Below are 11,933 nucleotides of genomic sequence, written 5' to 3'. Positions count from 1 at the left end.
GGATTACCTCAAGGTCTGGGTCCAGTTGATGGACCCGCCTTCGCTGATGATGGATCGGCTGTTGCCGTATTCGGCGCTGGTGATTTTTGCTTTCAGAACCGGGTTGCCCAATGTCAGCACCGCGTTCACTTGCGCGCCGGGGCGGATAAACGGGGTCACTTCGATGTTGGGTGTGATGCCAAAGGCATCGGTGATACCGCCTGTCACCACGCGGTGAAAGGCGTAGCGGATTGGATCGGTTCCGTAGGTAAACCCAAGCAGGTCGCCTTGAGAGACCACATACCAGGGAGGCAAACCCTTTACGGTCATTTCCCGGTTGTTACTGTCCAGGGTGGCGATCTTTGGAATGGCCGCCCCCAGCAGGCTATGGTCGCGATCCGCAATCGGTCCTGGCATCCGCAGATCCTTGAGCAAAAAGGACGCGCCGGGTTCTTCCAGCAGGGACAGGCGCGCCTCAATGGCCGCCCAGGACGCATGGTAATCCTTGTCCAGGATGATCTTGCCGGTCCAAAGCCGCGCGCCGCGCCGGTGGCTGATGACCTCGCCGCCACCGGTCTCTGAATGGGTGACTGAATTGGCCAGTTGGAACGCCACTCTCTGGACGGGGAGGCTGTCAAAAAACGCGCTGAGGGGCAGGGGCCAGGTGAGCGCCATTATCCAACACTCCGGGAATCATTCAGGGTGCGTTTGACGGTTTCCGGCACTTGGTTGCGGTCATAGTCTTCAAGCAACTCAACTGTAATATTAGCAGATTGTTCTTCAACCACGGCCTTGAACAGCGGGCTGGGGACGATGCGCACCAGAGCGGCCGTCTGCCCGGAGGACGACGCGCCGGAAAGGGGGGCCGCTGATTGCAGGCCGATGGTGCCGCCGCTGGCCAGGCCGGGGATCTCGACGCCGTCATTCATCGCCTGCAGCAGCGGGCGGTATTGCCGGGTTGCCTTGGCGGTCACAACGGTTTCACCAGCGGATAGCCAGGCGGGGACTTTGTCGCCCGTGTTGCCGCCGTCGCCATAAACGGTGCCAACCGTGCCGCCCTCGGCCAGGCCAATGGCACCAAGGACCAGTCCGGTCAGACCGCCACCCTCACCACCCATTCCAAACAGATCTGCCCAGGGGCCTTCCCCCAGCAGCAGCGCCTGCAGCGCGGCCGCAAGAATGGCGGCTTCGACCTGTTTCCAGGCATCCGCAGCCTGTTCGCCGCCCGCAACCAAACCCTCGGCCAGGGTTTGAATATTGGTGTCGAGAAAATCGGCTGCCTGTTCTGTGAGCTCAATCGCGGCCTGTTCTTTCAGCCGTTCGCGGATCAGGGCCTCGACAGCCTCGCGTTCGGCGTCGGTGGCACCTTTCAGGACATCGCGGACACGGATCATTTCCTGCATGACCGGATCTGTCTCGCGCAGGATCTCCAGCCGTTCGCGTTCGCTGGCAATCAGCCGTTCAATTGCCTCGCGTTCTGCGTCGGCCTGGCTGGCTCCGCCACCGCGCTTTTTGCTCGGATTTGGCGGCAGGACAACCTGTGGCAAGTCCTGGTCCTGGTACACGTAGTCCGAATTGCCCGCTCCAGCGCCTTCTCCGCGTGGATCGTTGAAATCCGGGTTCTGCCTGACGCGAGACATGATTTCTTGACCACGAGCTTTGACCAGGTTCTGAGTGAGCCGGTGGGCCTCGTCTGCTGCCAGGCTAATGTTGCCAGCCATGTCGACATCCGCGACGTTGTTGGCGGCGTCCCAGGCGGCCAGAAGCTCAACTTTCAGCTCGTCTGCAATGTCTCGCGCATCCGTTTGCTGCTTATAGATTGCGCGTTCTGCGGACAGGCGTTGTTCGGCGACAGCGACGCTGCCTTCGCCATGAACCGCGATTGCTTGCTGGATTGCCGCTTCACTTTGAAGCTGCGCCAACATGTTGCGGGCGTTGGTCTCGATTTTAACCCGCTGGCTCAGATAGTCCTGGGCCGAGGCGGTCATGCTGGACCACAGGTCGGTGCCGGTTTTCTTCAGCTCCAGCCAGGGTTCCTGCAGGCGGCCGGCGAAGATTTCCAGATTGCGGATCAACCCGGCCAGACCGTCATAGAATTCCCGTTGTTGCGCGTTGAGCTTTTCCAATCCGCCAGAGGCCTCCAGCAGCATGTCCCGCACGTCCAGAGCAGCTTGCAGTTTGGTGGCGGGCTCTTCACTGCTGTCTAAGATCGCCAGATTTTTGGCGAACTCGGCACCGGCTGCGCGGGCACTTTTCCGAATTGAATTCAGGCCAAGGAAGTCCTGAGCGGCAGAGACAGAACTGCGGTCGTCCCAGAATGAAAGCTCCAGAACCAAATTACGGATGCTGACCGCAGTCGCGTCCATCGCCTGCGAGGCGTCAAATTTGGCCAGAGCCGCCAGGTCAGCCAGGACCAGCCGCAGGGCCGGGGAGGCGGTCCCGAACTCGGCCAGCATATCGGCGGTGCTCTGGCGGGCAGAGCGGGATTTTTCTGCAAAGGCATCAATGGCGTCACCCACCGATTGGATCGCTTCTTCCAGGGTCTCGGCATCCTCGTCCGCGCCGGTCAGCCAGTTTGACATGGCGGCGGCGGCCGCAATGGAGCCGATTGTGATGATGCTGATGGGGCTGATCATGCCGAGAAACCCGGCCTTGAGGGATGCCACGGCTCCGGCCGCGCCCATTGGACCGATGACCTGGCTGATTTGCGTACCCTGTTGAATGGCAAGCTGTAGTGGGTTTTGTCCGGCCGCCATCATCACGCCGATATCGTTGAACTGGGCTGTGAGGTTGCCAACCTGGCCCGCCGCGACCCGGTGCGAATTGCCCATGGTCATGGCTTCGCGGGCCGCGGATTTTTCGGCGACTGCGAGGGCCTTGGCTTTGGCTGCGGCCGTGGTTGAAGCAGCCCCGAGTTTCCGGGTGGTGGATGTTGCCGTCTTTTCGGCTGCGTTGACTTCGACGGTCGCCTTTTTGACGTTATCCTTGGCGGCTTTGATCTCTTTGAGCTCAGTAATGGCCTGAGCACCGTCCATCAAAACCTTTCCTGAGACTACAAAAGACATGTCAGTTTCCGTTCCATTCGGCCAATGCGCCGCGTTCGATCATCTGCACCTGGGCAAACAGATCCGGGGTTATTTTTAGGCCGGCCATTTGCCAGGCGGCCTGTGCGCCTGGGTAGTTCAGCCCCGTCACCCGAAACGTGCCGTCCGGCATGGCAAGGCGGATGAACTGGGTGGTGACGTCCAGGAAGGCTTCCACCGCATCGACGTTTGCCGCCCATACGCCCAGGTCCTGGTCAAAGCCGGGCCCGATGTCGTCCAGCGGGATGCCCAGCAGCTCACACTCACTTTGGTCCTCGTCATTGGGCCCGGTATCCATGAGCGCGCCCCGAACCCAGGCGCGCCCGGCCCAGATTAGTTTCCCGACGTGTCCTGGGTCTGGCCGATGATGTAGGCTTTGAGCAGCGCCGTTCGGACGTAAGTCAGGCATAACAATCCTTCGCGCACCTCATCGTTGTAGGAGACGGGCTTGCCTTTATCGTCGATCAGCTCATCAGCGGAAATCAAAACCTCACGCAAAGCCTTTTTAATAGGCTCAACTTCGTTCCATTTGAGCGACATTATACCGTCGTCTTTACCGGCCTTAAAATGGGCTTTGAATGTCTGTTCGGTATGTCCATCGCCCTCTGGAACCTGGACTTTAACGATTCGGGAAAACTTGGGAATGGTGACGATGTTGAACATGGGATGGGCTCCGGGGTTTTAGTCGGGGGTTTCAGTCTTTGGGTGAACGATGTCGCCGTCGGCATCCATCAGAGGTGCGGTGGGCCAGCCTTGATTGGAAATGTTTCTGTGACGCATCCAGCGGTTGAAGGTGAGAAATGCGTAACGGCATGGGATACCGATAGTCGTTGGAATGACCCAGAAACCCCAAGCGATAAGCCATGCTGTAATGGGTCTGTTTTGGGCGAGTACCCAAAATCCGCTCATGTCTAGAAAGTCGAACATCTGGGCTCCGGGGCTTTATGTGAGGGTCAGCGACCATTGGTCGTTTTCAGAGGCGGCGCGGGGGATCAGCCGCAGGGGCCATTCCTTGATGTTCTGGGACTGGCTGAGGCTGGGGCGCTGCATCTGAGCCGTGGCCAGGCTAAGTGTGGCGATGCTGCCGCCCACCGTGCCATGCACCAGATTGACCGCGACTTGCTCCATATTAGCCGCCATGGTGAAGGGGTCGAAATCGGTTAGTGGCTGCGCTTCAACGGTGGTTTCAAAACCCTCGGATTTGTCGGTGATCAACACCCGATCGGAGTTGACCAGAAAGCGCGGTTCCACCTTGTTGCCCAGGGTCAGTTTGGCGGATGACATCACAAACGGGGTGGCGTCGATGGTGAAGACGGGGGTGTTCTGGGCCGAGACGATCTTGGGCTCTTTCCAGGCAGACAGAACAACGGATGGGGCGCTGACCTCGGTTGGGATTGCAAACAACCCGGTGAAGTCGAACTTGATCTTTGGCGTGGCCTGGGCACTCAGATCAAACTCTGCGGTGCCGCGCGCGCCCAGCAACACATAGCGGGTTTTGTCGATCACAAGATGGAAGGTGCCACTTTCAAAGCTCTCGCTGATTGGCGTGTAAGCGATAGAGACCCCGGCCGAGATAGTTTCGGCCACGCCGCAGGCGCGCAACAATGCGCCCCAGGCGGGGGCAGTTCCAGCCACGCCCGAGGCGCTGAGATCAACGCTGAAACTGATCGTTGCGTGCAGGTCGGTCGGGATGGTGCCATTGGCGCTCATGCCGGGCTGTTCCAGATCGCGCTCCTGGTCCTGGCCTTCCATGGGCTTATAGGTAACGTCCATAGCCAGCACAGCGTTTGCCGCACCAGTGGGGCCGGGGTCGACGCCATAGGTGCTTTCTAAGGCAAACAGCATCCGCTTATTCTTCCAGAATTTTGGGGCAGCCATTTACTTGATCTCCTTGTTGGAACCGGCTTTGGCGGTCGGCGTTGCAGGTTTGCCAGAGTTATGGACTGGCTTGTGGACAGGATCAGCGGTCGGTTTTTCGACCTGGCTCAGGCTGCCATCGGGCTTGCGCGCAAAGCTGCCGCCGCCCTGGGGGAGTTTTTGCGGAATTGTCTGTTTGGTCATGCTGAGATCCTCAACTGGTCAGTGATTGAAAAGTCGATCTGAAACACCATCCGGCCCTGGTGCAGCGACAACAGCTTGCCGCGCTCCACCTGAAACACGCCGGTGACATCCTCAGGGGCCCATCCGGCAAGGGTGCTCACCACTTCGCGGATCAGCGGATCGATGCGCTTCAGGGCTTTTCGCCCCGCCTTGTCATGGGCCGAGGTAATCAACAGAACGCCGATCACCTCATTGATGTCTTGGGTGAACAGGCCGGTGGCATCCCCCGGTTTGCCGCCCTTGAAGCCCAGCGGCACCACAATGGCGCTGGCATTTTCGGGCAGGCGTCCAGAGCGCATCAGATCGGCCAGATGGGCCACGGTTTCAGCCTTGCCGCGCAAATCGGTGACCTGGGTATTCAGCCGGTCGGTGACGGCGTCGATCATCAGATAAGCCCGCCCATTTTGCTGGCTTCAAGCGGGCGTTTTCGGTCAGTGATCTGGATGCCGCTGCTGCCATTGCCCTCTGGTTGGGTGCCTGCAATATCCAGCACCACAGCGCCGCGAGAAATATCCTTCAGGGTGGCGACGGCTTCCTTGTAGTCCTCGGTGATTTTGTCCGGGGCGGCGTAAACATGCAGCTCCCAGCAGGTGATCGCACGGGCCAGCTTGGCAATGAGCGGCGGTACCTCAGCCATGGGCAGGGCATAGCGAGATCCGACATAGCCGTCGATCTGGGCCCCGGCGGAGGCAATGGCCTGGTCAATGGTTTCCGGATCCACCGCGCCGGTGCTCACATCATCCCGGTCGGTCAGGCCAATCAACATGGCCTCGCCGTAGCGATCAATGAGCTGTTGAAGCGTGGTGTAAGCCATGGGGCGCAGTCCGGTTTGTGAGTGTCAAGGGAGGGCGGCGCGGTTGCAGCGCCGCCCCGTTGGTCAATCCGCCTCAGCGGCAGCCACAACGCCCAGGTGCTCCAGGCGCTCAAACTGCTTTTGGGTCAGCTCAACGGGATCGTCAGGACTGTAGTCCTTGCCGTTGTGCTTGAGCTGGTCGAGAACAATGGCGTCCACCAGCTCATCGGCATCGCTGGATTGAACCGGCCCTTTATCACCGCCGACACCAGACGCCGCGTCCAATTGCGCCTCCTTCCCAGCGACAGCTTTTTTCAGCTTGGCGTTGGAAATATTGCCGGGCAGCTCCAGGCCAAGCTCTTTGGCACGGGCCAGCAGGGTTTCGCGTTCATTCATGATCGCCCCCTTACGCGATGGCGTCTTGAATGAAGTAGCCAAGGTCTTTGGCGACGATCAGCTCTTTCACCCGCTCGCCACGACGGATGCGGGTGCCGCCCTCTAGGCCGATGTCTTTGTCCTCAATCCGCCCCGCAATCTTGCCGCCGTATTCCGCAGTCAGGCCCCAAGTGAGATCGCCACCTTCTGCGGTTGCCATCTTGTTGATGTGCAGCATGGAAATGTGGTTGCCCCAGGCGCGTTGCAGGTTGGCGGTCTGTTTGGGCTTTGCCGCGTTGTAGAAGGCATCGCCAATCAGCAGCCGGGAAATCCCCTCGCCAGAGAACAGATCCAGGAACTGCTGACGGGTGACGATACCCTCATTAGTCAGATTGCCTTTGACCGCGTTGACGATCTTTGGGTGCGAGCTGAGTTTCGACCAGACCTTGCGGCCCATAACCATGGTGTTGGGCGGCAGGACCAGAGTGCTTTCCATCCCGGTTTTGATCAGCGCGATGGGGTCGGAATTGGCATAGTCAGAAAGCTGGTCAGTCCCAGACAGGGTGACCTTGCGGCCTGCCGCGTAGTTGGCGCCATTGTGAACCATCTGCGCCACCCGGACTTCGCGGATGTTGAGGATGGTTTCCGACAGCATTTCCACCGCGTGGCCTTCGGGGTCAAAGGCAGACAAGCCATTGGCGCGGGCATTTGCTGCCGCCTCGATGTCGGAAAACGGGATGGGCGCATCAAGGCCGTAGTCGTCAACTTCGCTGGTCTTCTGAGTGCCGTTAAACTCAAGCTGCTGGACGCGGCCTTTGCGCCCGACTTTGGCGTCGGGGACGTTGAAAGCCTCGTCGAGCGGGTATTCAGTCCAGCTGAACTTTTCACCGCCAACGGCCGCGCGCGGCATGACCTCGTCGGCAATGCGGGAAACCCCAGGGTTCTTATAGCCAATCGCAATCGCAGAGAGGACCGGATCGACCTGGAAGGGACGTTTGGGTGCCATGTTTAAGATCCTTTCTAAAGATCAGGCCTGGTGCAGCAGGGCAGGCGACAGGAGGGCGTCAACGACGTCACCGGCAACGCCAGGTTCGTCGGCAAAGCCAATAATGCGGAGGGTGGTGCCAGCGGCCGCAACAGCCGCAATGGCTTTGCCGTCGGCGTCTGAGGTCAGCGGGGCACCAGCCGTGACGGTGCCGCCCAGCTCAACAGAGACCAGACCGGCGCGGTGCACGTCGCACATGCCGCCCGTGTCTGCGCCCATGGCGTCGGAAACCCCCAAACTCGCGGCAGTCTTGCTATCTGCCTGGGCAATTTTGTTACTGGATCCGGCGTCAGAGAATTTGACGATGCGATACCCGGCAACAGCGGCGCTGGTCTCATAGGCGCGAATGAATGTCGGGATCATTTGCGGTCCTCCTGGACGGCATGCACGGCGGCGGACATGCTGATTTCATTCCCGGCTGCGGCCTGCTCGGCCTGATAGACGGTCGCCTTAGAGGCCAGCTCGGTGGCGTTCAGCGAGATAGCCCCGCCATGTTCCGGGGGAACATCAGGAATGATGGCCCCGCTCATTTTGGGGAGCGCATTGATTTCCTTTTCGACCCGCGCCGGGTCTTGCTGGTGCATGGATATGTAATGGTCTTTCAACGGGCCAGGGATCATGCGGCCCTTTTCCATTTCTCCGGTGACAAAGGCGGTGGCCTTATCCAAAGCGCGGTCGGTGGTGAGGGCGTTGAGACTGGTTTGCAGGGTGGTGTTTGCCGCCTGCAACTCGGTGACCGAGGCCTGCAGGGCAGTTTCTCCACCCAAACCGGCTTTGGCGACCTTGGCTGCAGCCAGCACATCGCCACCGTCGGCGACGCCCAGGGCGGTGCCGATCTCGCCAAGTTGCGATTGCAGCTCGGTTGTTGCGGTTGCGCCGTTGTCCTTCAAGGCGGTCAGCGCGGTGGAAATATCGGCTTCCGAGGCATCGGCGCTAAGCCCCAGCACCCCGGCCATGGTTTTCTGAAACGACATGTCGTCGGTCTCCTGGTTGAGCGAGGCAAGCCCGCGAAAATTTGGACGATTAACAAGGCTGGCCCGCAAAATGCTGAGAACGGCCTTGGACCCGTTCAAAGGCACGGCAATCACCGGGGACAGGTTGCGGTAGGCGCGCGCGGCCAGCAGGGCGCGGCCCTGATCAGACCATTCGACCTTGCCCCAGATCCCGTCGGCGCGGGCCTGCATTGAGATGATCCAGCCATGCGCCGGGGCAGGCAGCCCCTTTGGCGCGGCAAGGTCGGTGGCGTGATTTTCGTCGATGGGCAGCCGGTCAGCCTCGGCAAAACTGGCTGCAATGATCTTTTCAGCGTCACTTACATGGTAGGGACCCCGCGCATCATTGGTTTGCACCATGCCTTCGCTGGTGGGCAGCAGATGCACCCAGTCCGGAACTTGCCCCTTATCATCGGGCAGGAGCTGGGAATTCAGCGATAGGGATGTGGTTTGTGCAACATTACTCATGCCGCCATAATCGCAGCAGAGCTAATATGCAGACACCCGCAACAGCTTGCGGGTGTGGGGGCTCAAAGGCGGTTCAGACAGGTTGGCGGGGAATTGCGCGCCGGTCAATCCTGCGCATTGGCGGCCTCTTCAAGCCAGTCTTCCAGCTCGGCGATAATATTGGTCTGGTCGTCATCAGACAGGCCGATAAACGGACGGGCTGGGATTGTCCCCCAGGGGATTGAAGACCCGTTTGAAGCCTTGCCAAAGCCCCCCTTTGCCGCACCAAACTGCATCACAGCGGCCTGAATGGCGTTTGAGCCATATTCAACGCTGTCAGGTGCAGCATCATAAAACAGCGTGTTGCGCATATCGCCCGAGACGTTCAGCGGCTGCCCGAATGTCAGGCCAAGTTTGGCATAACGATCCAGCGTGGTTTGAGACCGGGGCGCAAAAGGAGAGCCATCGGGTTGTTCCCCGTCGCGCATTCGATCTTGGGCTGAGACCAGCAGCAACTCGCCAATGGCTTCCATCACTGGCGACATGTCCTCGACGGCCGCAGCCACCGCAGCCAGGGCCGGATCCAGGGTGTCAGTGTTGTAAACGATGGCTGCCATTGAGGTATTACCTTTGCTTTTGTTGCGGGTGATCAGACCGATAGTAGCCAATATGAGAATTACGGCAAAGTGTTATGACCAAAGGCAGCAGCCATTCGCTGAGTTGACCACGAGCGATCAGGTTGCGGACTATTTGGCTATTGATTGTTGTTGTCCCAACTGGCTCAAACGGCCCAGAGCCGACCTCTATAAACATTGCGGCGAACGGCGGCTTTAGTACTTGAAGCGAAGCCCAATCCCGATCCCCTTGTCAAAGGGGCGGTCTTTGCCAAGCCCGACAAGAAAATCTGCATAAAGAGCAATCTTTGCATTCACGTTGTACCCGATCTGGACTTCGGCAGTCGCAGGCACGGTATCATTGTGCCAGTCATAGGGGACAATCAGGTCCAGCTTCGCCCAGTATTTTTCTCTATACGGTCGAAGAGCGATCAGCCTTGCTGCCGTTGTGCGCACGTCAGTAGATCCGTTGTAGGATTCAAAGTGCTGCACAAGAGGAATAAGCGTCAGGCCTGTCTTGCGATTTGCAAATGCAGCCCCGCCAAACGGCGCAAGTATGTCAGCATCGGAGCCGATCCCCTTTGCTGTATCTCCCAAATCCAAAGTCCATTCGAGACCGACTGCGGTCCTCCTCCTCCATGTTTCGTTCAACTTCCTCTCCGAAGGAAAAAAGATCGCTTTCAACACCGCTTTCTCAATACCTGATTGTTGGGTTCCGGTCACATCAGTGAAATTGTAATGCAGCTCGTATTTCATTTTCAGATTGTCGCGCAGCATGAACGAGCCATCGATGAAGACATCCTGCCGGTCCGCGCCGCCAAGATCCAAGGCTTGATAGCGGATGTCGATGTTGTTGACAGCTGAAAGCGGATTGGACGCATTTTCGGCAGCCGATACTGGCGCAGCAAAAAGAGAGAGGACTGCAAGTGCCGCTATTCGGCGAAGTGATCTAATAAAGGTCATAATTGTCTCCGTATTAGGGCTGGTACAGAGTTAACCCAATTAGCAGTGTTATAAAGGATGGGCTGGCAATTTACCTTTTGCCGCCATTGGAGAGAAGCGCAGCGAACGGCCACTTACCGCCCTTTGTGTCGAAATGTGCTTGGTGCAGCAATATTTACTCAGCCAATATCCTCGCGACCTGCGTTAGCACCATCGGTCAATCAAATGGCTCCTTTGGAGCAGGAACCAAGCCCTCCAGCTTTCCTCCGTCCAGCCAATCTGAGATCAAGCCAGTGGCCGGTTCGCCGCGCGGTGCGGTGTCCCATTCTATGCTGGTACCTTGCGGCCATGCCTCGTGGTTGATGACTGCCTCGCGGACTTCGATATGATCCTTAGTCAAGTTTATCACCGTAAGATCATCGGCGAGGGCAAGTGGTCCGTCATAAGTACTGCGGATGCCTTCATAAATTTCAAATTCAATGTCGCGATGGTTCCAGTAGTGATAAGCCACCGCAAGGCGAGGCTCTACTATCGACATCAGTTTTCCAAACCCCTCCGGCGGCGTGTGGATCACAGAAGTTACCCAATACGCCTGATTGTATGGAAATCCTGCAATGTCCATCCACTGTTCTGGAGTAAAAAACGCTTCGTGCACAACAACGTCAGCACCCTTGGAATTTTCGGCGAACCATCGATTGGGGTAGGAGTCACCACCGAAGACAAAACTCAGACCATTCCAGTCCAGGCGGTAGCTGACCGACCCGTCGCGAATGTGAATAGCTGGAAAGCTTGTGATCTTGACCCCATTAGTATCGTAAATGACCGCAGTTTTCGAATAGTCGAATTCATGGGCTTCGATAATTCCACCTGCATTCGGCAAAGTTCCCGCGCGAGATGTCACATCCCATCGCCACGCGTCACGAATGTGGTCAATGTGGAAATTTGTCCCTAAGTCGGGGCTTGCCCCGGATGGCCCGTAGACATGAAGGGGGGTGTGCCTGCCATTGATCCAGCCCGCCACCCAAAGCGTCGCGAGATCACCGGCATGATCGGTGTGCAAATGGCTGATGAAAACCTTGTCAAACTTGGAGTAATCGGGCTCGAGCCCGGCTAGTCGGTCGGTCGAGCCAGTGCCTGCATCAAAAATGAACGCCTCGCCATTTCCAAGCTCAACGAGGAACGATGCGGCCGCATTGCTCGGCGACTGGTTCGGCATGCCGGTTCCAAGCGCAGTGATGCGCATTTCATCAGGCCCTACCTTCTCCGTTCCGGGAAAATATGTGCGGGGATACTTGTTATCCAGTATGTCCTGAGGAATTCGACCTTCTGGTACATTCGTACCGTCAACATTGTCTGGTTTGCTAAACGCGACGCTGGCGGGTAAGGCCGCCCAGAGCACCGCAGAAAGTAAAACTGAAATATATGCTCGCATCAGTCGATCTCCTTCGTTTTGTTAGAGATAGTTCTCCGGCCTAAGTTTGGTATTCCGACTATTCCTTTAGCAAATTACCATTTCTGCCACACCACGCTAAGACGTGATCATAAAGTCAGTTACACCAACAG

At 58.2% G+C, this 11,933-nt stretch carries 16 protein-coding genes; all 16 read right to left on the bottom strand.

All coding sequences use genetic code 11. From position 1 onward, the window contains the following. Positions 1–3 precede the first annotated feature (3 nt). The 16 genes from QPJ95_RS21680 to gntH all read right to left on the bottom strand — a co-directional run bounded on the left by QPJ95_RS21680 (position 4) and on the right by gntH (position 11,802). Entirely contained in the window at positions 4–654 is a 651-nt protein-coding gene (locus QPJ95_RS21680; RefSeq protein WP_270919896.1) for a hypothetical protein, read from the bottom strand. Then, a complete protein-coding gene (locus QPJ95_RS21675; RefSeq protein ID WP_270919897.1) occupies positions 654–3,044 on the bottom strand; it encodes a phage tail length tape measure family protein in 2,391 nt (796 codons plus the stop codon). The genes QPJ95_RS21680 and QPJ95_RS21675 overlap by 1 nt, the downstream gene beginning before the upstream one ends. A gap of 1 nt (position 3,045) precedes the next feature. Further along, positions 3,046–3,360 carry a DUF1799 domain-containing protein gene (locus QPJ95_RS21670; RefSeq protein WP_270919898.1) on the bottom strand — a complete coding sequence of 105 codons (315 nt, stop codon included), beginning with the start codon at positions 3,358–3,360 and terminating at the stop codon, positions 3,046–3,048. A 35-nt stretch (positions 3,361–3,395) separates the two neighbouring features. Continuing rightward, positions 3,396–3,725, bottom strand: a complete 330-nt coding sequence (locus QPJ95_RS21665; protein ID WP_270919899.1) for a hypothetical protein — start codon at positions 3,723–3,725, stop codon at positions 3,396–3,398. An 18-nt stretch (positions 3,726–3,743) separates the two neighbouring features. Continuing rightward, positions 3,744–3,989 (bottom strand): hypothetical protein, encoded by a 246-nt coding sequence (locus tag QPJ95_RS21660; RefSeq protein ID WP_270919900.1) that lies wholly within the window; start codon positions 3,987–3,989, stop codon positions 3,744–3,746. Between the two features lie 15 nt (positions 3,990–4,004). Beyond that, on the bottom strand, positions 4,005–4,940 hold the full coding sequence (locus tag QPJ95_RS21655) for a phage tail tube protein (RefSeq protein WP_270919901.1): 936 nt from the start codon (positions 4,938–4,940) through the stop codon (positions 4,005–4,007). Beyond that, positions 4,941–5,123, bottom strand: a complete 183-nt coding sequence (locus tag QPJ95_RS21650; RefSeq protein ID WP_270919902.1) for a hypothetical protein — start codon at positions 5,121–5,123, stop codon at positions 4,941–4,943. Then, entirely contained in the window at positions 5,120–5,548 is a 429-nt protein-coding gene (locus tag QPJ95_RS21645) for a phage tail terminator protein (protein ID WP_270919903.1), read from the bottom strand. Before QPJ95_RS21645 ends, QPJ95_RS21650 begins: the two co-directional genes overlap by 4 nt. Further along, positions 5,548–5,976 carry a gp436 family protein gene (locus tag QPJ95_RS21640; protein WP_270919904.1) on the bottom strand — a complete coding sequence of 143 codons (429 nt, stop codon included), beginning with the start codon at positions 5,974–5,976 and terminating at the stop codon, positions 5,548–5,550. The genes QPJ95_RS21645 and QPJ95_RS21640 overlap by 1 nt, the downstream gene beginning before the upstream one ends. A gap of 63 nt (positions 5,977–6,039) precedes the next feature. Further along, on the bottom strand, positions 6,040–6,351 hold the full coding sequence (locus QPJ95_RS21635) for a hypothetical protein (RefSeq protein WP_270919905.1): 312 nt from the start codon (positions 6,349–6,351) through the stop codon (positions 6,040–6,042). Between the two features lie 10 nt (positions 6,352–6,361). Continuing rightward, complete coding sequence (locus tag QPJ95_RS21630) at positions 6,362–7,336, bottom strand: major capsid protein (RefSeq protein WP_270919906.1); 975 nt, start codon at positions 7,334–7,336, stop codon at positions 6,362–6,364. A 21-nt stretch (positions 7,337–7,357) separates the two neighbouring features. After that, positions 7,358–7,738: a capsid cement protein gene (locus QPJ95_RS21625; protein WP_270919907.1), complete on the bottom strand. Its 381-nt coding sequence runs from the start codon at positions 7,736–7,738 to the stop codon at positions 7,358–7,360. Then, positions 7,735–8,835, bottom strand: a complete 1,101-nt coding sequence (locus QPJ95_RS21620) for a phage protease (protein ID WP_270919908.1) — start codon at positions 8,833–8,835, stop codon at positions 7,735–7,737. Before QPJ95_RS21620 ends, QPJ95_RS21625 begins: the two co-directional genes overlap by 4 nt. A 104-nt stretch (positions 8,836–8,939) precedes the next feature. Next, entirely contained in the window at positions 8,940–9,431 is a 492-nt protein-coding gene (locus QPJ95_RS21615) for a phage virion morphogenesis protein (protein WP_270919909.1), read from the bottom strand. A 213-nt stretch (positions 9,432–9,644) separates the two neighbouring features. Then, the gene (locus QPJ95_RS21610; protein ID WP_270919910.1) at positions 9,645–10,391 is read right to left on the bottom strand and encodes a hypothetical protein; all 747 of its coding nucleotides are present in this window, start codon (positions 10,389–10,391) and stop codon (positions 9,645–9,647) included. A 196-nt stretch (positions 10,392–10,587) separates the two neighbouring features. Next, positions 10,588–11,802 (bottom strand): guanitoxin biosynthesis MBL fold metallo-hydrolase GntH, encoded by a 1,215-nt coding sequence (gene gntH / locus QPJ95_RS21605; RefSeq protein WP_270919911.1) that lies wholly within the window; start codon positions 11,800–11,802, stop codon positions 10,588–10,590. Positions 11,803–11,933 lie beyond the last annotated feature (131 nt).

Source organism: Parasedimentitalea psychrophila (assembly GCF_030285785.1).
Taxonomy (GTDB): Bacteria; Pseudomonadota; Alphaproteobacteria; order Rhodobacterales; family Rhodobacteraceae; genus Parasedimentitalea; species Parasedimentitalea psychrophila.
This window is presented reverse-complemented; position numbering and strand designations above follow the sequence as displayed.

Excerpts from the sequence above, each read along its gene's own strand:
- QPJ95_RS21680 (WP_270919896.1), bottom strand. The coding sequence starts at position 654 with ATGGCGCTCACCTGGCCCCTGCCCCTCAGCGCGTTTTTTGACAGCCTC.
- QPJ95_RS21675 (WP_270919897.1), bottom strand. The coding sequence starts at position 3,044 with ATGTCTTTTGTAGTCTCAGGAAAGGTTTTGATGGACGGTGCTCAGGCC.
- QPJ95_RS21670 (WP_270919898.1), bottom strand. The coding sequence starts at position 3,360 with ATGGATACCGGGCCCAATGACGAGGACCAAAGTGAGTGTGAGCTGCTG.
- QPJ95_RS21665 (WP_270919899.1), bottom strand. The coding sequence starts at position 3,725 with ATGTTCAACATCGTCACCATTCCCAAGTTTTCCCGAATCGTTAAAGTC.
- QPJ95_RS21660 (WP_270919900.1), bottom strand. The coding sequence starts at position 3,989 with ATGTTCGACTTTCTAGACATGAGCGGATTTTGGGTACTCGCCCAAAAC.
- QPJ95_RS21655 (WP_270919901.1), bottom strand. The coding sequence starts at position 4,940 with ATGGCTGCCCCAAAATTCTGGAAGAATAAGCGGATGCTGTTTGCCTTA.
- QPJ95_RS21650 (WP_270919902.1), bottom strand. The coding sequence starts at position 5,123 with ATGACCAAACAGACAATTCCGCAAAAACTCCCCCAGGGCGGCGGCAGC.
- QPJ95_RS21645 (WP_270919903.1), bottom strand. The coding sequence starts at position 5,548 with ATGATCGACGCCGTCACCGACCGGCTGAATACCCAGGTCACCGATTTG.
- QPJ95_RS21640 (WP_270919904.1), bottom strand. The coding sequence starts at position 5,976 with ATGGCTTACACCACGCTTCAACAGCTCATTGATCGCTACGGCGAGGCC.
- QPJ95_RS21635 (WP_270919905.1), bottom strand. The coding sequence starts at position 6,351 with ATGAATGAACGCGAAACCCTGCTGGCCCGTGCCAAAGAGCTTGGCCTG.
- QPJ95_RS21630 (WP_270919906.1), bottom strand. The coding sequence starts at position 7,336 with ATGGCACCCAAACGTCCCTTCCAGGTCGATCCGGTCCTCTCTGCGATT.
- QPJ95_RS21625 (WP_270919907.1), bottom strand. The coding sequence starts at position 7,738 with ATGATCCCGACATTCATTCGCGCCTATGAGACCAGCGCCGCTGTTGCC.
- QPJ95_RS21620 (WP_270919908.1), bottom strand. The coding sequence starts at position 8,835 with ATGAGTAATGTTGCACAAACCACATCCCTATCGCTGAATTCCCAGCTC.
- QPJ95_RS21615 (WP_270919909.1), bottom strand. The coding sequence starts at position 9,431 with ATGGCAGCCATCGTTTACAACACTGACACCCTGGATCCGGCCCTGGCT.
- QPJ95_RS21610 (WP_270919910.1), bottom strand. The coding sequence starts at position 10,391 with ATGACCTTTATTAGATCACTTCGCCGAATAGCGGCACTTGCAGTCCTC.
- gntH (WP_270919911.1), bottom strand. The coding sequence starts at position 11,802 with ATGCGAGCATATATTTCAGTTTTACTTTCTGCGGTGCTCTGGGCGGCC.